The sequence below is a fragment of the Paenibacillus farraposensis genome (genome assembly GCF_020736845.1).
Taxonomy (GTDB): domain Bacteria; phylum Bacillota; class Bacilli; order Paenibacillales; family Paenibacillaceae; genus Paenibacillus; species Paenibacillus farraposensis.
In genome coordinates, this window is record NZ_JAFFQR010000105.1 from 291,481 (window position 1) to 309,121 (window position 17,641).

The following is a 17,641-nucleotide window of genomic DNA, read 5'->3' on the forward strand; positions in this document are numbered from 1 at the left end:
GCGATTTCCCTGTGGAATGCCTGGCGGAGAGGAGTGCGCGAGCATGGGATTTGAGTCATTATGGATGTTCGATTGGCTGGGTACGGTACTGCCCGTATTTTTCGCGGTTGTGCTGGGCATTGTCGTGTTGTCTGCGGGCAAGGAAGTCATGGAGTGGAGCCGAAATAAAAAGCAGCCTGTATTGACGGTCAGTTCCCGGATTACGGCCAGAAGGACACATCTCCAGCAAAGGCGGCAGGAGGAGCAAGGGACTCGTCCCTACACTTTCTATTATGTAACCTTCGAGGTGGAGAGTGGCGACCGGATGGAGTTTAAGGTAACCGGGGAAGAATACGGTCAATGTGCGGAGGGGGATGAAGGACGGCTTACCTTTCAGGGTACACGGTATATCGGGTTTGAACGGCTTAATCGCTATAGCTTGGAACAAGTTAAACTGTGATCAGAGTCTCTTCCCCTTATGATGATTTGCAGCCTTCTGCGATGCAACAAGGCAGGGGGCTGCGGATGTTTCTTGAACAGCACATTTTGGTACCGTCCCGGGATCCTGAATAAGAGAATGGTAGATTCGTTCAATTTCTTGTTTATCCGCAGATCGACTACAAAGCTGAAATTTCCAGCGGAGGCAAAGCTGTCTACGAAAGATGCCATTATCCCAATATGCCATTGCACGAAAGTGATGGACAAATCTTCATCTCCGATTGGATAGAACCAGCGGAAATGGAGTTTTTACTCCATTATCTTCATCAATTTGGCTCCTTTTTGCTGGATATCCATCCTCATTCCATTAAACAGGATTTTGTTGAGCAGCTGGAGTAAATGAAAATCAGAATGAGCAGCGATTAATGCTTGTTTTATCTGCCAGTAAATTTATGGGAGGCACCGAAGTGGAGCGCTAAGAGCCCCGAATGAGGGGCTATTTTTTTTTCAAAGCTGTCACCTATTGGGCATTTGTACCATACGATACGGTATGTGATGAAGAGCGAGGAGGGGACGCGGTGGCAGTAATCAATGTCAACTCAGGGGATGTAAGGACGCTCGCCAGACTAATGCGGGCGGAAGCCGAAGGAGAAGGAGAGCTGGGAATGCTCATGGTCGGCAATGTTGGTGTGAACCGGATTCTAGGCAATTGTCTGGACTTCCGGGGGGTACGTCTTATGAATGATATGGTGTTTCAAAGCCCCGGCGGATTTGAAGCCGTTCAGAAGGGGTATTTTTATCAGAGAGCTCGTGATCGGGATGTTCGACTTGCCAGACGTGTAATTAATGGTGAGAAAATACGTCCCGCATCGAATGCATTATGGTTTTTCAGACCTTCCGGAGAGTGTCCGGATACCTGGTATAACCAGGTCAATTCCGGGCGCTACAAAGCGCACTGCTTTTTTATGCCTTCCGTACAGGATTGTCCTAATGTTTTTTAAGCGTCTTCCAATTGCTTAATGATCTAAAACTATTTTAGGAGGAATTTACATGATTACACAGCAAACCTATCGTCCTGCATCTTATTGTTCCGGTAACGGGTATCCCGAATGGCCAAGGGGGATGTCACCGACGGGAGCCATGCAACCCATGTACCCGATGCAACCCATGCAATCCATGCAGCCTATGACTGGCTTTCCGCCACAAGTCACCAGCGGCAGCGCCATGACACCTACGGGAACGGTGGTACAGGTTCAGGCTCCGGTATATGAGCAATCATACATTGAAAATATTTTACGCTTGAACCTGGGTAAAACAGGAACTTTTTATATGACCTACGAAAATAACCGGGAATGGAACGCCAAAATATTTAAGGGCGTTCTGGAAGCGGCTGGTCGTGACCATATTATTATTAGTGAGCCAGCTACAGGCAAGCGAATCATCTTACTTATGGTAAACCTGGATTATGCTACTTTTAATGAGCCTTTGGTATATCAATATCCCGGCGTCATGGGGAGTCCGGGTACCTCCCCGGTTCGCTGATGCCTTCATATATATGAGAATACATCCTCTGCCGCGGCGGGGGATGTATTTTATTTATTGTCTTTCTCAAATATAGTTGCTTTCCTTGTGGTAAGAGGCGAAAAATGAAGTTTTTTGACTTACATGATAGGGTGAGCTGTTTTTTCTGACATGGCTTGCGGTTTGACTGTATAGAGTATAGTTATATAATTAAATATAAGCTGATGAATGATTTAATCAATCATGCGGAATAAGGCTAATGGAAGCCGGAAGAGGTGAATATGTTGGGAAGTTGACGCTGGTTATGATGTGTTATCGTTCTGTCTATGATGAAAATATCCGAAGGAGGTGCGCCTGTCTGCCGTAATGACGGCTGATGGGGAGCATATTGAGTGACCCTTTACCGAGTATATTTAACTTAATTATTGTTTTTGCATTAGTATTATTAAATGGTTTTTTTGTATCTGCGGAATTTGCCATGGTCAAGATTAGAGGCAGCCGTATTGAAACACTGGTGGAGGCGGGCAACAAAAAGGCCGTATACGCCGCGAAAATGTTACACAATTTGGACGCATACCTGTCAGCCTGCCAGTTGGGCATTACGCTGGCATCGCTGGGACTGGGATGGATCGGTGAGCCGGCCATCGCGCACTTGATCGAACCCGTATTTACCGCCGTCGGCCTGGGAGCAGTATATGTGCATGGAGCTGCCGTGGTTATTGCATTTATTGTCATTACGATTTTGCATATTGTGCTGGGTGAATTGGCCCCTAAAACGATAGCTATTCGTAAATCTGAAACCATAACGCTGTATTCGGCCATGCTGATGACTTGGTTTTACAAGCTAATGTACCCGTTCATCTGGGTACTTAATGGTATGGCGAACAGCCTGTTGCGTTTGTTCCGTATGGAGCCGGTATCCGAACATGATGATTCCGCGCATACGGGAGATGAAATACGCATTCTGATGAAAGAAAGTAATAAGAGCGGACTAATTGATAATACGGAATTGGCGCTTGTTGATAATATATTTGATTTTGCCGACACGACCGCCAGGGAAATTATGATTCCGCGAACCGAGATGATCTGTTTGTACAGCAATGAGTCCAGAGAAGAAAATCTCGCAATTGCAACGGAAAGCATGAGAACCCGTTATCCGATCTGCGCCGAAGATAAGGACCATATCATTGGCTTTATTCATATTAAGGACCTTCTGCGGGCGAACACACTGGATACCCGTACGATGATTCGCCCAATTCTGGCTGTTCCTGAATCAACTCAAATTAGTGATCTGCTCAAGCGCATGCAGCGTAGCAAGACGCAAATTGCGATCCTGATTGATGAATATGGCGGGACATCAGGGATGGTAACGCTGGAAGACATTATGGAAGAAATCGTGGGTGAAATTCAGGATGAGTTCGACCAGGAACGTCCTAGCTGTGAGCAGATTAATGACGAGGAATTTTCCATTGACGGTATGTTATTAATTGATGAAGTGAACGATCGCTTTGGACTGGAACTCGATCATGAGGATTATGATACGGTGGGGGGCTGGCTATATTCACATGTTGAGGTTATTCCTCCACAGCCGGGTCAGTCTGTCGTGTTTGAAGGATGTATGTTCGTTGTAGAGGAAGTTGAAAACAAGCGGATTTCACGTATACGGCTGATAAAGCAGCCCATCATCGTGGAGGAAGCAGGAGTCTCATAGTGAAATAAACCTAGGAAGCGACCTTGAGTGATGAGGTCGCTTTTTCATTTATCTTCTTTACAAGAACGATATGAATTGATATGATGTTCGTATTATTGTCAACCATATTAAGTGTAATTAGGTTGACAATAATGTTGGAATTCAATCATCCTGACACATTATTGCTTCTGCATGATCAAATTGAGGGAGGTACAAAGTATGAAATTATTGAATGAGACGTTGGATTGGTGCTCGTTGGCCGAGCAAGCAATCCACGGGAATAAGCTGCCGCTAAAGGAAGGAATCGCGATACTTGAAGCGAGCGATGAGGAACTCCTGCCGATTATGCAAGCTGCATTTCAGATACGGCATCATTTTTACGGTAAAAAGGTTAAGCTTAACATGATCATGAATGCCAAAAGCGGTCTGTGCCCGGAGGATTGTGGTTATTGCTCACAATCTATTGTATCTACGGCGCCTGTCAGCAAGTACAGTATGCTGGACAAGGAGTCTTTGCTGGCTGGGGCGAATGAAGCGTTAGCCCGGAAAGCAGGAACGTATTGTATTGTCGCCTCTGGCAAAGGACCGACGGAACGGGAGCTGGACCAGGTAATTGAGGCTGTGCAGGAGATTACCCGGACGATGCCGCTCAAAATTTGCGCTTGTCTGGGGATTCTCAAGGAAGATCAGGCCCGGAGGCTGGCAGAGGCTGGTGTGCATCGCTATAACCATAATTTAAATACAAGCAGAACTAACTACCCGTCCATTACCAGTACACATACATATGATCAACGCATTGAAACCGTAAAAACAACTCAATCCTACGGGATGTCTCCATGCTCTGGCGTTATTATCGGTATGGGGGAAACAAATGAGGAAATCGTTGAAATGGCCTATGCCTTACGGGAGCTTGATGCGGATTCGATTCCGGTTAACTTCCTGAATCCGATTCCCGGAACCCCGCTGGAAGGAGCACAACGTGTATCCCCGATCCGAGCGTTAAAGGTGTTGGCATTGTTCCGGTTCATCTGTCCCTCCAAAGAAATACGTGTCGCTGGCGGCCGGGAGTTGAATTTACGCTCGCTACAGCCTCTGTCTCTCTATGCGGCCAATTCGATTTTTGTAGGAGATTATTTGACGACAGAAGGGCAAGAAGTTACGGCTGATCATCAAATGATTGAAGATCTCGGGTTTGAAATTGAGATGTGTGCCCTTTCAACTGATAATAAAAGTTGTTCAAACTTGGAAGGAGCGATGAGCGATGAGTGAAAAAGTGTTTATTAGTCCAGGTAAATATGTTAAACCATTAGGCCATACTCCCCTGGTGATTGCACATTAGCTGGTTTGGGATATTGCAGCAGGCCAGGTCGTAAAAAGTCTGGAGCAGGCCGGGATTACAGCGGTAAAGGTTGTGTTTAACGGAGAAGCGTCCAAAAATGAAGTGAACCGTATTGCTGATCAAGAACGCAGTAGTAATGTCGATATTGTCATCGGTGTAGGTGGCGGCAAGACGCTGGATACCGCCAAAGCCGTTAGTGAGGCACTCGGTTCCTTACCGAGCGGCTTGGCTTTGAAAGCGGTGGCTTGGCAGGCCCGCATGCGATTCACAATGGTTTTACCGTGCTGGAAGGTGACATTCACCATCTGACGCATGGTCAGAAAGTAGCTTTTGGCACTTGGTACAGCTTGCGCCGGAGAAAAGACCTCTGACCGAGGTGGAACATTTGCTGTTATAGCCGAGGACGGGCTTGATGCGATTTTTTAACGGTGGACCAATATTCACAGGCCTATGAAGCTAAAATTGAATATAAAAAATAACCCTAAAAAAACAAACCTTTACAATATAAATGATGTGAAAAGGCCGCTGATAAGCGGTCTCTTTTTTTCCATTATTTAACTTGTGGCTTATGTTATGATTTTATTGATACATAATCAGGAAATGCCGGAAGTGTCTCAGTGGCTTACCTAAAACTTGAGAGGAGTATAACAATGGCAAAATGGAATGTAGAGGATGACGGGACTCAATATAGTATTGAGTACAAGCGTAGTTTGAATGGCGGCAAAATCATTGTGAACGGGAGTGAGCAGAGAGTTAAAAGCCAAAATGCATTTTTGATTTTGATTGATTTTCCAATTAAACTGAATCATAAAGCTGTGAATGTTGTGGTCATCGGCAACAAAGCAGATTTGGCCGTAGATGGTGTATACCTCGGGTCCAATCAACCTTATGTGCCAGTGAGCAAAGTTCCCGGCTGGAGTTGGGCTTTTGTCACACTCAGCTTTGCTATTGGATGGCTATTCGCGGGAATCTTGGGTATATGCTTAGGAATCTTGGGCAGTATGTTTTATGTGAAATCATCTTTATCCATGCATCAAACAACCAATCGAAGAGTTGTAAGCTGCCTTATTGTCTTCTTCATCATCAGCGTGGTACAAATTGCTTTTGGAATTGCCGTAAATCATTGGATCCATACGTTATAGTATTAAATGTGAAATCATCTGTTGCGAAAGCAAGAAGGCTCCCCCGCATGAAGCGGCGAGAGCCTTTTTTGTTGCGTTAGATCGCCCAGTTTCCTTTACGGAAGATAGGCTCCTCAGTACCGTCCTCGGTAATGCCGTTAATGTCCATTTCGCCTGAGCCGATCATAAAATCCACGTGTGTCAGACTGAAATTCAGACCGCTTGCAGCCAGCTCCTCTTGAGTCATGTTCTTGCCGCCCTTAATATTAAATGCATAAGCATTACCAATCGCCAGATGGTTGGATGCATTTTCATCAAACAGCGTATTATAGAACAAAATATTTTTATCAGAGATCGGTGATTTGTGAGGCACAAGAGCAACCTCGCCCAGATAATGGGCTCCTTCATCCATTTCTACGAGATGCTGAAGGGTCTCCAAACCTGTTTCAGCCTGAATATTGACAATACGTCCATTTTCAAAGGTCAATGAGAAGTTGTCGATAATGTTTCCGCTGTAGCTAAGCGGCTTGGTGCTGCTGACTTTGCCGTTGACGCCTGTTTTGAGCGGAGCTGTAAATACTTCCTCGGTAGGCATGTTGGCTACGAAGCTATGTCCCTGCTGGTTGACACTTTCGGCAGCTACCCAGAGATGATCTTTGGCCAATTCGATCGTAAGGTCGGTTCCTGGAGCCAAATAATGAAGTTTTTTAAAGCGTTTGGCGTTCAAAATATCAGATTTGCTGGAAAGGGTTTTCAAATGTTCTTTCCAGGCTTCCACGGGATTGTCCAGATCCACACGCACGGTGCTGAAAATAGCATCCCACAGCTTATCTATTTGCTCGGAAGCAGGCAGATCAGGGAATACTTTGGCTGCCCACTCTGCAGAAGGATAAGCTACCAGGCACCAACTGAATTTGTCGGCCATTTGATATTTGCGGTATTGACGCAATTCATGTGACCGCACCCGCTGTGCAGCAGTGATTCGGCTGGACGGGATGCCTTTGAGCAAGTCCGGATTTTCGGCAATAATATGGAGCACTGCCGCGCCATGTTCGACCTCTTCAGTCATTTCGGCTGCATACCATTTGGGAGGGATATCAAACGTTTCATCCGGAGCCAGTTCATACTGTAAACGGGTAATGGTTTCATCGCTCCATTTTACTTTAACCAGTTTGGCTCCGGCAGTATAGGCGGATTTGACAATCAGCCGTACGAGATCGGCGGACAAGACGGGAGCATGAACGATAAGCGTTTGCCCAGGCTGAACGTTAATGCCTACCCGAACGGCTAATTCGGCATATTTTTGCAAATTTTGTTCAAAATCTGACATGTTACTTTCCTCCATTTCATGAAAAAGCCTTAAATCGGCTTGGGTCGGGTTGCACATTTTTTTGCAAATTCTACACACAGCTTATATATTGTACAATGTAACGAAAAGGTTCACAAATCACTTTTGGTAAATTTTAGTAAAATGAAAGGACTGATTAATGAATGACAGAGCAAAATTTAGCTCAGGGAGAGAAGGAAGTACATATTCAACAGGCACAAATGACGAGAGATGAAAATGGTGTTTATTTAGGCCAAGTCGTATTTGGTGTAGATGGACATCAGTCTGTATATGAAATTTCATTCCACAGTAAAAAGGGAAAGGAGTGGGACTACAGTCTCCATTTTGCGGGCGACCCGCGGATCGAGGAAGAAATGCTGGAGATGGACAGCTGGATTGAGGAAAATGATGATTTGTTCGATTATTTGCTGGATGCAGCCTGGAGCAAATTACCTGAATGATGGAAACAGGTCTATTTTGATGACCAGCCGATTATATTTAGCAGTGTCCGCATAATCTGCTGACATGGGGGAAGCCTATGAATTAAGAATGACAGGAAATTCCATGTGAATAGGAGGGTGACGCTTTGGCAAATCATCTGTTCACCGAAGGAATGACGGCAAATGAAGAGGCTGCTCCCGATCTCTTGATCTTACGGACGCTGTTTGTAAATATGTGTTTTATCGGAGTGCCGGGAAATCGCTCATGGGTGCTGGTGGATACGGGGATGACGGGATTTACAGACTCGATTATACGCCTGGCTGAACAACGGTTTACCGGTCCTCCGGTTGCTATTGTGCTTACCCACGGTCATTTTGATCATGTAGGCTCGGTTATTGAGCTTGTACAGTATTGGGGCACCCCAGTCTATGCACATCCGCTGGAATTGCCTTATTTGACGGGAATGAAGGATTACCAAAAATCTGATCTCGGTGTGGGTCGAAGTTTGTTGTCGGGTATTTCTTTTCTGTGCCCCAATGATGCTATCGATCTGGATGATCGCATCGCGCCCTTGCCTCTGGATGGCAGTGTCCCTGGTGCCCCAGGCTGGAAGTGGCTGCATACGCCAGGACATACGCCTGGTCATGTCTCGCTTTTTCATGAGGGAAGACGGTTGCTGGCGGCTGGGGACGCTTTTATTACCGTGAAGCAGGAATCGGCGCTGGCTGTAATTTTACAGGAAAAAGAAATTCACGGACCGCCTGCCTATTTTACGACCGATTGGCAGGCTGCGCAGCGCTCAGTGGCCATGCTGGCAGGATTGAAGCCTGAGATTGCGGTTACAGGGCATGGTCATTACATGCATGGAATGGAGCTAAGAAATCAGCTGGAGCGGCTGGCCGCAGATTTTGAGCACATAGCGGTACCCAAACAGGGGCGGTATGCGTAATAATGTGTGAAGTGCGATGCCTTGCGGGGCATCGTTTTTTGTGTTGACGTGGAATTTTTTTGCTGAGCATGATATAGTCAAACCAAAAGAAAAACGCTTTCATTAACCATCGTCATTTCATCAAGGAGGATTTTTGATGACACAACAGCATGCTGCAATTGGTGACCTTTATTACGGAATCCCCGCCATTCGTCTTAAATTTGGACGATATGAAGCGGTAGCCTTGCCGGGAAACGGTGCAAATCTAATTTCTTTTCGTGACAATGAAATTGGTTATTCTTTTTTGCGTGAGCCGGATGCTGACAGCATAGGAGCTTTTAAACAGAACCCGTCGGTCTACGGAGTTCCTTTTTTGTTCCCTCCGAATCGGTATGAGGACGGGAAATTCCTGTGGAATGGAGTTACATATGAGCTGCCGGTTAATGAAGAGGCGACCCATAATCATCTGCACGGCTTTTTGCACACGGTTCGGTGGGAAGTTGAGGACTATAGCTCCGGGGAGCAGGGCAGCTATGTGGTAATGAATCAGCATGTCAGGGAAGGGCACCCCATGTTCCGGTACTTGCCGTTCACCTTCACGATGAAGCTGACGTACACGCTGGACGAATTTGGCCTGCATCAGCGTTATGTGATTCATAACGAGGATGATCAACCTATCCCTAACTTGTTTGCCTTTCACACAGCGATTCGAATTCCGTTCATACCGAATAGCTCGCCTGAGGACTACAAAATCAAGGTCACGATCGGAGAGCGTCGTGAGTTGACGAAGCGGTTGCTGGCCACAGGACAGTTCCAGCCTTTATCACCGGAAGAGGAACTGCTGAAGACAACGGGAGTTAGCCCCTATTTTGCCGCTATGGACAATCATTACACGGCAGCTCCGCAAAATGGACGCAATTACATGGAACTGACACACAGTAAAACAGGGGCTACCCTCGTATATGATGTAGGCACTGCTTATAAGCATTGGATGATCTGGAACAACAAAGCGAACAAGGAATTTATCTGTCCTGAACCGCAAATGAACATGATCAACGCACCTAATCGCACGGATTTGCCTGCTGAAGACATCGGTTTAATTGCGCTGGCACCGGGTCATATTTTTGAAACAACCAGCCGTCTGTATTGTGTTATACCACCCAACATGAAATCGTAAAATAGATGATACAAAAATAAGCCTGTACCGTGTTGAGAACGGTTACCAGGCTTATTTTTGTAGAGCAGCCCAAAGGAAAACAGTTGCAGGGTACGAAGCAGTCGTGATACAAAACATCAGATGATCATATGAATTTAATAATCTATAAACCCGCTTTTTGAGCATCTCCTAAAACTCTATTAGCTGATTTGAAGAACAGACGGGTGCTGGTATTCTTCCCTCTTTAGCCTTATCGTAAAAAACGCTTACAAAATAATGATTACTTTTGAAAATTAATGTATAATAGACAAAGAAGATTACTATATTTTGTCTGAATTACATAAGCCAAGAGGAGGAAATGAATTGAACTACCGCATCGAAAAGGATACATTGGGCGAAATCAAGGTACCGGCAGACCGCCTGTGGGGGGCACAGACACAGCGAAGCAAGGAGAATTTCCCGATTGGCTCGGAGAAAATGCCATTAGAGGTTATTCAGGCGTTTGCGGTGCTCAAAAAGAGTGCGGCGATCAGCAATTATAAGCTGGGCAAGCTGTCACAGGAAAAGCAGGACGCCATTATTTACGCAGCAGATGAAATTCTTGCTGGACGAGTCGATGACCATTTTCCGCTGGTTGTATGGCAGACAGGGAGCGGTACACAGTCCAATATGAATGTGAACGAAGTGATTGCTCATCTGGGGAACCAATGGCTGCAAGAGCAGGGCAAAGATACGAAGCTGCACCCCAACGATGATGTGAATATGTCGCAAAGCTCCAATGATACGTTTCCGACGGCGCTTCATGTGGCGGGCGTCATTGCAGTCGAGGAGCGCTTGCTGCCTGCCATCGACAAGCTGAAAGAAACGTTCCAGCAAAAAGCAGAGCAATTTAAGGATATTATCAAGATCGGCCGGACTCATCTACAGGATGCCACGCCGCTCACATTGGGTCAGGAAATCAGTGGCTGGCATGCCATGCTGGACAAGAGCAAGCGAATGATCATCGACACGACTCAATACATGAAGGAACTGGCGATTGGCGGTACAGCTGTAGGTACCGGAATTAACGCTCATCCTGAGTTCGGTGCCCGTACCTCTACCGAAATTTCCACTATTACAGGAAAGACGTTCACTTCGGCACCCAACAAATTCCATGCGCTCACCAGCCATGATGAAGTTGTAGCCGTGCACGGGTCAATCAAAGCGCTTGCCGCCGATCTGATGAAGATCGCCAATGATGTCCGCTGGCTGGCAAGTGGTCCACGCAGCGGCTTGGGCGAAATTACGATTCCTGCTAACGAGCCGGGAAGCTCGATCATGCCGGGCAAGGTAAATCCGACCCAGAGCGAGGCGCTGACAATGGTCGTTACGCAGGTTATGGGGAATGACGCAGCGATCGGCTTTGCTGCCAGTCAGGGGAATTTTGAGCTGAACGTGTTTAAGCCGGTTATTATTTATAATTTCCTACAATCCGTGAATCTGCTAGCCGATTCCATGGTGGCTTTTAATGATAACTGTGCGATTGGCATCGAGCCAAACCTGGCTAAGATCGAGCATAATTTGAACAATTCGCTGATGCTCGTAACAGCATTGAATCCGTATATCGGATACGAAAATGCCGCTAAAATCGCCAAACTTGCACATGCGGAAGGCCTGTCTCTAAAAGAAGCGGCTCTTCGCAGCGGCCTGCTGACCGAGGAACAGTTCGACCAATATGTCGTACCGGCGCAAATGATTCAGCCTAAAGCATAAAATGCGGCTTTATCACAGCTTAAGCCTATAAGAAATTAACAATCCAGCTCATGGAGTGCTATTTTTAGCACACCGTGAGCTGGATTTTTTGATTTCTAAATATTTTTTATCCAGCGATTAGTATTCTGCATGATTTGAGGGGATATAAATAGAAGATGCTCAGTCAGTTTATTTATTTTGATAATGCCTTTATTACGCAACTCGTCGGCATTCTCGCACTTATTGTGATCTTGTTCGAAGGCGAAATGCAGACGAAATTAACAGATATTAAACCGGTTATTCGTCCTGCGTTGTCGTTATCCACGCTTGGGGTTATCTTTACGACTGTCGTCATTGGCGTCTGCGCCAAATTTATTTTACACGTAAGCTGAATGGAATCCATGCTGTCAACGGATTTGGCAGCGGTGTTTTGGGTACATATTTTATTGTTTTTATGGGAAATGGGGTTTGATCTGGTCCTTGGTTTTGTGCTCGGACGCCTGGAGGTATATGTAATGGCCACCGTGCTGGGGAGTCCGACTTAACCTACAAGGCTCCATCATTCATTTTAATAATGGCTTGTTCGCGATGAGCAGATCATTGCTCCAAGAGGCACAACTGTGCTTGTGCCGGGTGATACGCGGTAGGTGCTTAGTCCCAAAATTCAAACGACAGCAAATAAAAAAGCTGTTCATGCTGCTTGAGCCCGAGGCAGTAACGTAAAAACGGTACGATAAAGCAGTCCTTCACATTCATGTGGAGGACTTTTTTTGTTATTTTACAGCATAATGAATCTGTTAAAAAATTGACACTATCATTTTACAAAATTAGATTATGATAATGTCGATAGATGTTGCTGTTTAATGGAAAACAGCGAGTTTTGAAAAGCGAAGTCACCATAACAGGAGAGATGTTGAATGAAACCGGAAGTTTTGCCACAGCGGGCAGCAACACGTAGGTCAAAAAATAAAAAGAAGAAACGGAAAGGCAAATTCCGCCGCTTTGTGCTGCGACTTTTTTTAGTCTTCCTGCTAGCGGGGATAGGGGGAGCGGCGTGGTTATTTTTAACACCTTCTGGCAAGGACATGCGCTATTTGGCTGCAGACACGTTAATTACGACTCAACATCGCCACTGGGCAAAGTATTTTATCGGTGAAGCAGAGGCGCAAAAACGTGTGGCTGAGTATTCGGCCCGTTTTGAGCAGATGGGCGAGGAGAAGGACAGACATACGATTAATCTGTCTGATCTAGTTCCGACCAGGATGAAGCAGCCGCTGGTTGAAGTGGAAGAAGTGTCGGGCCGGAATTATCATGGTTACGTGATGACAGTGCGTGACCCTACTAAGATTAGGCTCGGAATTCCTGCCAAGGTTGGCAGGGGGGAACGGGTATCCAGCATGGTTGGGCGTTTGGGAGCCATTGCTGGCGTAAATGGTGGCGGCTTTGCCGATCCTAACTGGGACGGAAATGGCTTCAAGCCGATTGGCGTTGTTATCTCTCAGGGGCAGATTTACTACAACGACATGGGGAAAAATGCTTCTGTTCAAATCGTAGGTATTGATAAGCAGGGGAAGATGATAGCCGGGCACTATTCACTGTCTGAACTGTCCAAAATGAATGTGCAAGAAGCGGTTACCTTTCAGCCACGCTTAATCGTGAATGGGAAAGGTCTAATCCGCAATGCCAATGAAGGATGGGGGATTGCGCCCCGTACCGCGATGGGACAAAGGGCCGACGGCGCGATTATTTTCGTGACTGTTGACGGGCGTCAGCCTGGTTATAGCATTGGCGCTAATTTGTACGATATGCAAAATATTTTGCTAAAGCACGGGGCAGTAATTGGTGCTAATCTGGATGGTGGGTCATCGACCGTGCTCGTTAAGGATCGTGCTATTATCAATAAGCCTTCTTCTGAATACGGCGAGCGGTATTTGCCGACAGCGTTTCTCGTATTTGAGCACCCGGAAACCGTCAATATTCCGAATATCTGGGCAGGTCTGAATCCTGAGGACATTGATGCAGCCAAAAAGCGATAATTCAGGAATGCTGCTGCAAGGAGTTGTCGAAGCTGCCGGACAAGCAGACAATGCGACTCCTTCAACTGATTCGATACAATTTACAAATATAGTGGTAAACGAACAGTCACTAAACTCAAAGACCAAACCTATGCTGATCAATGGCAAGCTTATGGTCCTGCTTAAATATTTTGCCGAAGCAGTGGGTGCAACTTATCATTGGGATGTTAAAAAAAGCTTGTCACGTTAAAAAAATGGGCAGAACCCGTGCAGCTCAAAGAACGATCACATAAAAGCCAGCAACTGCTTACCTATGAGATACTAGGTAAAGAGCTTTATATACCGCTGAGAGATGTCTCGGTTGAATTGGGTTATACGCTGGAAAAGACCAACACAGAGATACAGGTACAGCCGCCGATCCATGGTAAAATAAAAGACCAAATATACAAAGGAGATCTAGTGACAGCGGTGAAGCGTTAATCCGTTTAGACAGTCGTTCTGTTCATCCTTATATCGAAGCTCATTTTCCCAACACCGAGCTCCTGTCTAATGTCCATATGTTCCCTCAAGGCGAAGCATTGCGCTATTTTACAGTGAACAGGGATGTACTAAGTTTGGTTGAAGTGAAGGATAGTTTTCCGCTTGTTACCTATCAAGGGTATGTGGGAGCACCTTTTGGTAAAGAGTTTACGATGGAATACGATCCGTTGGAGCTTTTTTTGAAAAACAAAGCCCAAAATCAGTGGGGTATTTATCCGAAATTAAATATACCGCTAATCTATAAATTCACGACTGGGTGGGGAGATAGCAGCAGGACTTTTTTTTGGCGCATCACTGTGGATCTCAAAGATGAGCTGTTGGGTACTGCAGGTGATCCGATTACTGGCCTCCCCGCTGATACCAAACAAATTATGAAAACCTTCAGGCTGCCGTGGGAATCCCGAACTGATATCCAGCGGCCAATGGAATAAGTTTACAGTCGCACTAATACTAAAAGCGCGTATCGTGGAAGTAAAAAGATCACTTCACAGTACACGCTTTTTTTTAATAAAATTTGCGATTTATACGGTGCTGTGCTTCAGCCTGAATTAAGCGTCATTTTCGGCTTCGAGAAACACGGCAATCAGGATGCGGGCGTTGCTTTCCCCTACATTTTTGGCATAGTGGGGGATGGCTGCCCTCCAGCTAAAGGAATCACCCGCTTCGAGAATAGCTGAGTCCTCACCCTGTTCTACATATACTGTACCCTCCAAAATATAATGAATCTCATCTCCCGCATGCGCATGCTCATCTTCTGTTGACGAGCCTGGCGGCATGTCCACCAGCATCATTTTAACGTTCCCTTGTCCACCTAGATGATCGACCTGAAAATTGTTTTTACCATACACCGTTTTACGGCGCTCGTCCTTGCGAATCACCTGCATCCGCTCTTCTTCCTTAAGAAGCAGAAAAGCGAGCGGGACGTTAAGCGCATTCGCGATGCTGTCGAGTGTAGCAATGGAAGGGGAGGTTTTATTGTTCTCCACCTGACTCATAAACCCTTGGGATAGTCCGGTCCGCTCACATATTTGCTGAATGGATAAATTTTTACGTTTACGTGCAGCCCTTATGTTGCATCCTATACCCATAAAGTATTCCTCCTTCATGAAAATATACTATATACTAATTTAATATTTATCATATCAAATATTTTGTTGACAGACTATACTTCCTTGTGCTAAATTCACATTACAAATTAATTATTTCTATTACTAATATTAGGATTTTGGATTTATACGTATGTGCTGGAGCGTAGCTTGAGTCTGTACTATTTTTTTAAGCAAATTATTAGTAATATAAATTAATTATTTATATGACTTGAGGAAGAGAAAAAACAATTAGACTGGAGAGGTAAATATGAGCACAGCAAGCAAAAACATATCTACAATGATGCGGGTAACGCTGGGGATTCTGTTTCTTGCACACGGAATTGCCAAATTCCAAATGGGGTTGGGTAATGTTGCAGGCTGGTTTTCCAGCATTGGCGTTCCGGGATTTTTTGGCTATGTCGTTGCGGTCATTGAGCTGGTTGGCGGAATTGCATTAATCCTCGGATTGTTTACTCGTTATGTGTCTGGAATTTTTGTGATTATGTTGATCGGTGCGATTTTTACAGCAAAATTGTCCGGCGGGTTGATGGGGAATGGTCAAGGTGCCGGCTATGAACTGGACATTGCTTTTATCCTGGTAGCTCTGCATCTGGCATTTGCACCAACGACTCGCTTGTCTCTGGATTTTTTGTTCAACCGTCGTACGTCAGCAGAACAATAATTTTGGGATAGTCCGCTCCTCCAATCCATGAAGAAAGAGGGAAATCTTATGACAGCACATATTCATGACAACACGACCATTGGGCAGGTTTCATTAAAGGTTAGCAACCTTGAGCGCTCGATTCGATTTTTGTACTGAAGTCGTTGGCTTCCAGTTGCTGCGTCAAACGGCGGATACTGCTGAATTAACGGTGGGTGGAAAGTATGCCTTGCACCATTTTGCCATTCTTTTACCAAATCGTGTAGCTCTGGGTCTGACTCTACACAATCTGCTGGCCCATGAGATTGAAATCGGACAGGGGGATCATGATGTAAGTGAAGCACTAACGAGATGGTGCCAAGTTTGTAGCTGACCCGTTCCGAATTCAAATTAAACTGGTCAACGGTCGGCATGCTTAATATATGACTAGAAACACATCAAACAGGGGATTCCCAAAGGCCATCAGCCAGGAATCCCCTGATTCGTATACTAGAACAAGCTCCAATCCAAATCCCTGGACATGGTTTCCAGCAAATGTACACCGGCTGTACTGTTGCCCATACGGTTCAAGGAGGGTCCCACAAGTCCAATGCCATATCGTCCGGGCACCATCGTCATAATACCGCCGGATACGCCGCTTTTGGCGGGCAGTCCGACTTGAATGGCGAACTCACCAGAGGCGTCATACATGCCGCATGTTGTCATAAACGTTTTGGCGATTTGGACATAGCGGCGGGGGATCAGTGGCATGCCTGTAATCGGATCATGGCCGTTGTAGGCGAGTACGATTCCCATGCGTGCCAAATCCGTACAGTTCATTTTGATAGCGCAATGTCTGAAATAAACTTCCAGCACGTCCTCAACATGACCTCTTAGAATTCCTTTTTCCATTAGAAAATAAGCAAGAGAGCGGTTCAGATGGCCTGTAGCAGATTCCGAATCGTAGACATCCTGATCATATTCCAGCGTGTCATTGCAGGCAAGCAGACGGAAAAATTGCAGGATGCGGGCAAACCTTTCCTTCGGACTGCTTCCACGAATGAGAGAAGAGACAGCGATGGCTCCAGCGTTAATAAGCGGGTTAAACGGAATGCCCGGCTCGACCAGTTCCAGCTTCAACATCGAATTAAAACGATCACCCGTAGGCTCCATGCCGACCTTGGAAAAGACAACGTCCTCTCCATTATCCATCAAGGCCAGAATAAGCGTAAATACCTTTGAGATGCTTTGCATCGTAAATTGGAGCTCCGTATCTCCGGCTACCACGGTCTCACCCGCACCGTTCATCACAACAACACCCAGCGCGTCGGTTGGCGCTTTGGACAATTCAGGAATATACGCCGCTACCTTGCCGTGTACATACTCATGACGGCTGTGTTCTACCCATTCCGGCAGTTTGGTTTGTAGTCTCTGCCACTCCGATGTCATTTCTTTTCCTCCAGTCGAGTAACCATCCTGTGGTCTTGTTATTGTAGAGTAAGCAATGATAGCTATACACATATTTTAAAGAAATTTTTGGCCGAAAGACAAGCACTAAAGCAAACCAATCCTCTCTGTCATCTGATGTCATTTCTTCTCCTCCAGTCAAATACCCAACCTCATGTAATATCGGGAGTATAGTTTATCCCCTATGGCCTTCATTCACTTCATTCAGTAATCACTTCTA

General features: G+C 45.8%; 19 protein-coding genes and 3 pseudogenes. 19 read left to right on the forward strand and 3 right to left on the reverse strand.

Annotation, left to right across the window (positions count from 1 at the left end; translation table 11 throughout):
* The first annotated feature begins 43 nt into the window (after positions 1–43).
* From JO375_RS17860 to JO375_RS17895, 8 genes and pseudogenes are all read left to right on the forward strand, one after another.
* On the forward strand, positions 44–439 hold the full coding sequence (locus JO375_RS17860) for a DUF2500 domain-containing protein (protein ID WP_229525724.1): 396 nt from the start codon (positions 44–46) through the stop codon (positions 437–439).
* A gap of 218 nt (positions 440–657) precedes the next feature.
* Positions 658–816, forward strand: a complete 159-nt coding sequence (locus JO375_RS17865; RefSeq protein WP_229525725.1) for a hypothetical protein — start codon at positions 658–660, stop codon at positions 814–816.
* A gap of 179 nt (positions 817–995) precedes the next feature.
* On the forward strand, positions 996–1,418 hold the full coding sequence (locus JO375_RS17870) for a cell wall hydrolase (protein WP_229525726.1): 423 nt from the start codon (positions 996–998) through the stop codon (positions 1,416–1,418).
* Positions 1,419–1,467: 49 nt separating this feature from the next.
* A complete protein-coding gene (gene gerQ, locus JO375_RS17875) occupies positions 1,468–1,959 on the forward strand; it encodes a spore coat protein GerQ (protein WP_229525727.1) in 492 nt (163 codons plus the stop codon).
* A gap of 355 nt (positions 1,960–2,314) precedes the next feature.
* Positions 2,315–3,649 carry a hemolysin family protein gene (locus JO375_RS17880; protein WP_229525728.1) on the forward strand — a complete coding sequence of 445 codons (1,335 nt, stop codon included), beginning with the start codon at positions 2,315–2,317 and terminating at the stop codon, positions 3,647–3,649.
* A 198-nt stretch (positions 3,650–3,847) separates the two neighbouring features.
* Positions 3,848–4,897 carry a biotin synthase BioB gene (gene bioB, locus JO375_RS17885; RefSeq protein WP_229525729.1) on the forward strand — a complete coding sequence of 350 codons (1,050 nt, stop codon included), beginning with the start codon at positions 3,848–3,850 and terminating at the stop codon, positions 4,895–4,897.
* Positions 4,890–5,358, forward strand: a pseudogene (locus tag JO375_RS24835) (iron-containing alcohol dehydrogenase); the annotation flags it as partial. The gene bioB and the pseudogene JO375_RS24835, both read left to right, overlap by 8 nt.
* Positions 5,359–5,617: 259 nt before the next feature.
* On the forward strand, positions 5,618–6,109 hold the full coding sequence (locus JO375_RS17895) for a hypothetical protein (RefSeq protein WP_229525730.1): 492 nt from the start codon (positions 5,618–5,620) through the stop codon (positions 6,107–6,109).
* A 76-nt stretch (positions 6,110–6,185) separates the two neighbouring features.
* On the opposite strand, the gene JO375_RS17900 is transcribed toward JO375_RS17895, so the two are convergent.
* The gene (locus tag JO375_RS17900; RefSeq protein ID WP_229525731.1) at positions 6,186–7,418 is read right to left on the reverse strand and encodes an aminopeptidase; all 1,233 of its coding nucleotides are present in this window, start codon (positions 7,416–7,418) and stop codon (positions 6,186–6,188) included.
* Positions 7,419–7,579: 161 nt separating this feature from the next.
* Here JO375_RS17900 and JO375_RS17905 point away from each other — a divergent pair, with 161 nt between their 5' ends.
* From JO375_RS17905 to JO375_RS17945, 9 genes and pseudogenes are all read left to right on the forward strand, one after another.
* A complete protein-coding gene (locus JO375_RS17905; RefSeq protein WP_229525732.1) occupies positions 7,580–7,876 on the forward strand; it encodes a hypothetical protein in 297 nt (98 codons plus the stop codon).
* A gap of 125 nt (positions 7,877–8,001) precedes the next feature.
* On the forward strand, positions 8,002–8,805 hold the full coding sequence (locus JO375_RS17910; protein ID WP_229525733.1) for an MBL fold metallo-hydrolase: 804 nt from the start codon (positions 8,002–8,004) through the stop codon (positions 8,803–8,805).
* Between the two features lie 136 nt (positions 8,806–8,941).
* Positions 8,942–9,961, forward strand: a complete 1,020-nt coding sequence (locus JO375_RS17915) for an aldose 1-epimerase (RefSeq protein ID WP_229525734.1) — start codon at positions 8,942–8,944, stop codon at positions 9,959–9,961.
* A gap of 342 nt (positions 9,962–10,303) precedes the next feature.
* Positions 10,304–11,692: a class II fumarate hydratase gene (gene fumC / locus JO375_RS17920; RefSeq protein WP_229525735.1), complete on the forward strand. Its 1,389-nt coding sequence runs from the start codon at positions 10,304–10,306 to the stop codon at positions 11,690–11,692.
* Positions 11,693–11,847: 155 nt separating this feature from the next.
* A pseudogene (locus JO375_RS17925) lies at positions 11,848–12,277 on the forward strand (potassium/proton antiporter); the annotation flags it as partial.
* Between the two features lie 311 nt (positions 12,278–12,588).
* On the forward strand, positions 12,589–13,707 hold the full coding sequence (locus tag JO375_RS17930; protein WP_229525736.1) for a phosphodiester glycosidase family protein: 1,119 nt from the start codon (positions 12,589–12,591) through the stop codon (positions 13,705–13,707).
* Positions 13,688–13,936 (forward strand): stalk domain-containing protein, encoded by a 249-nt coding sequence (locus JO375_RS17935; protein ID WP_229525737.1) that lies wholly within the window; start codon positions 13,688–13,690, stop codon positions 13,934–13,936. Before JO375_RS17930 ends, JO375_RS17935 begins: the two co-directional genes overlap by 20 nt.
* Before the next feature lie 17 nt (positions 13,937–13,953).
* Complete coding sequence (locus JO375_RS17940; protein WP_229525738.1) at positions 13,954–14,166, forward strand: hypothetical protein; 213 nt, start codon at positions 13,954–13,956, stop codon at positions 14,164–14,166.
* A gap of 143 nt (positions 14,167–14,309) precedes the next feature.
* Positions 14,310–14,657 (forward strand): hypothetical protein, encoded by a 348-nt coding sequence (locus tag JO375_RS17945; RefSeq protein ID WP_229525832.1) that lies wholly within the window; start codon positions 14,310–14,312, stop codon positions 14,655–14,657.
* A gap of 117 nt (positions 14,658–14,774) precedes the next feature.
* Here JO375_RS17945 and JO375_RS17950 read toward each other — a convergent pair whose 3' ends face one another.
* Positions 14,775–15,314, reverse strand: a complete 540-nt coding sequence (locus tag JO375_RS17950) for a helix-turn-helix domain-containing protein (protein ID WP_229525739.1) — start codon at positions 15,312–15,314, stop codon at positions 14,775–14,777.
* A gap of 268 nt (positions 15,315–15,582) precedes the next feature.
* Between JO375_RS17950 and JO375_RS17955 the strand changes: the two genes are divergently transcribed.
* Both JO375_RS17955 and JO375_RS17960 read left to right on the forward strand, forming a co-directional pair.
* On the forward strand, positions 15,583–15,996 hold the full coding sequence (locus JO375_RS17955) for a DoxX family protein (protein WP_229525740.1): 414 nt from the start codon (positions 15,583–15,585) through the stop codon (positions 15,994–15,996).
* 48 nt (positions 15,997–16,044) lie between these two features.
* Positions 16,045–16,321: pseudogene (locus JO375_RS17960) on the forward strand (VOC family protein); the annotation flags it as partial.
* A 143-nt stretch (positions 16,322–16,464) separates the two neighbouring features.
* Here JO375_RS17960 and glsA read toward each other — a convergent pair.
* Positions 16,465–17,403 carry a glutaminase A gene (gene glsA / locus JO375_RS17965; RefSeq protein ID WP_229525741.1) on the reverse strand — a complete coding sequence of 313 codons (939 nt, stop codon included), beginning with the start codon at positions 17,401–17,403 and terminating at the stop codon, positions 16,465–16,467.
* Positions 17,404–17,641 lie beyond the last annotated feature (238 nt).

Coding starts and splice junctions, on each gene's coding strand:
- JO375_RS17860 (WP_229525724.1), top strand. CDS start 44: ATGGGATTTGAGTCATTATGGATGTTCGATTGGCTGGGTACGGTACTG.
- JO375_RS17865 (WP_229525725.1), top strand. CDS start 658: ATGCCATTGCACGAAAGTGATGGACAAATCTTCATCTCCGATTGGATA.
- gerQ (WP_229525727.1), top strand. CDS start 1,468: ATGATTACACAGCAAACCTATCGTCCTGCATCTTATTGTTCCGGTAAC.
- JO375_RS17880 (WP_229525728.1), top strand. CDS start 2,315: ATGGGGAGCATATTGAGTGACCCTTTACCGAGTATATTTAACTTAATT.
- bioB (WP_229525729.1), top strand. CDS start 3,848: ATGAAATTATTGAATGAGACGTTGGATTGGTGCTCGTTGGCCGAGCAA.
- JO375_RS17895 (WP_229525730.1), top strand. CDS start 5,618: ATGGCAAAATGGAATGTAGAGGATGACGGGACTCAATATAGTATTGAG.
- JO375_RS17900 (WP_229525731.1), bottom strand. CDS start 7,418: ATGTCAGATTTTGAACAAAATTTGCAAAAATATGCCGAATTAGCCGTT.
- JO375_RS17905 (WP_229525732.1), top strand. CDS start 7,580: ATGACAGAGCAAAATTTAGCTCAGGGAGAGAAGGAAGTACATATTCAA.
- JO375_RS17915 (WP_229525734.1), top strand. CDS start 8,942: ATGACACAACAGCATGCTGCAATTGGTGACCTTTATTACGGAATCCCC.
- JO375_RS17930 (WP_229525736.1), top strand. CDS start 12,589: ATGAAACCGGAAGTTTTGCCACAGCGGGCAGCAACACGTAGGTCAAAA.
- JO375_RS17935 (WP_229525737.1), top strand. CDS start 13,688: ATGCAGCCAAAAAGCGATAATTCAGGAATGCTGCTGCAAGGAGTTGTC.
- JO375_RS17950 (WP_229525739.1), bottom strand. CDS start 15,314: ATGGGTATAGGATGCAACATAAGGGCTGCACGTAAACGTAAAAATTTA.
- JO375_RS17955 (WP_229525740.1), top strand. CDS start 15,583: ATGAGCACAGCAAGCAAAAACATATCTACAATGATGCGGGTAACGCTG.
- glsA (WP_229525741.1), bottom strand. CDS start 17,403: ATGACATCGGAGTGGCAGAGACTACAAACCAAACTGCCGGAATGGGTA.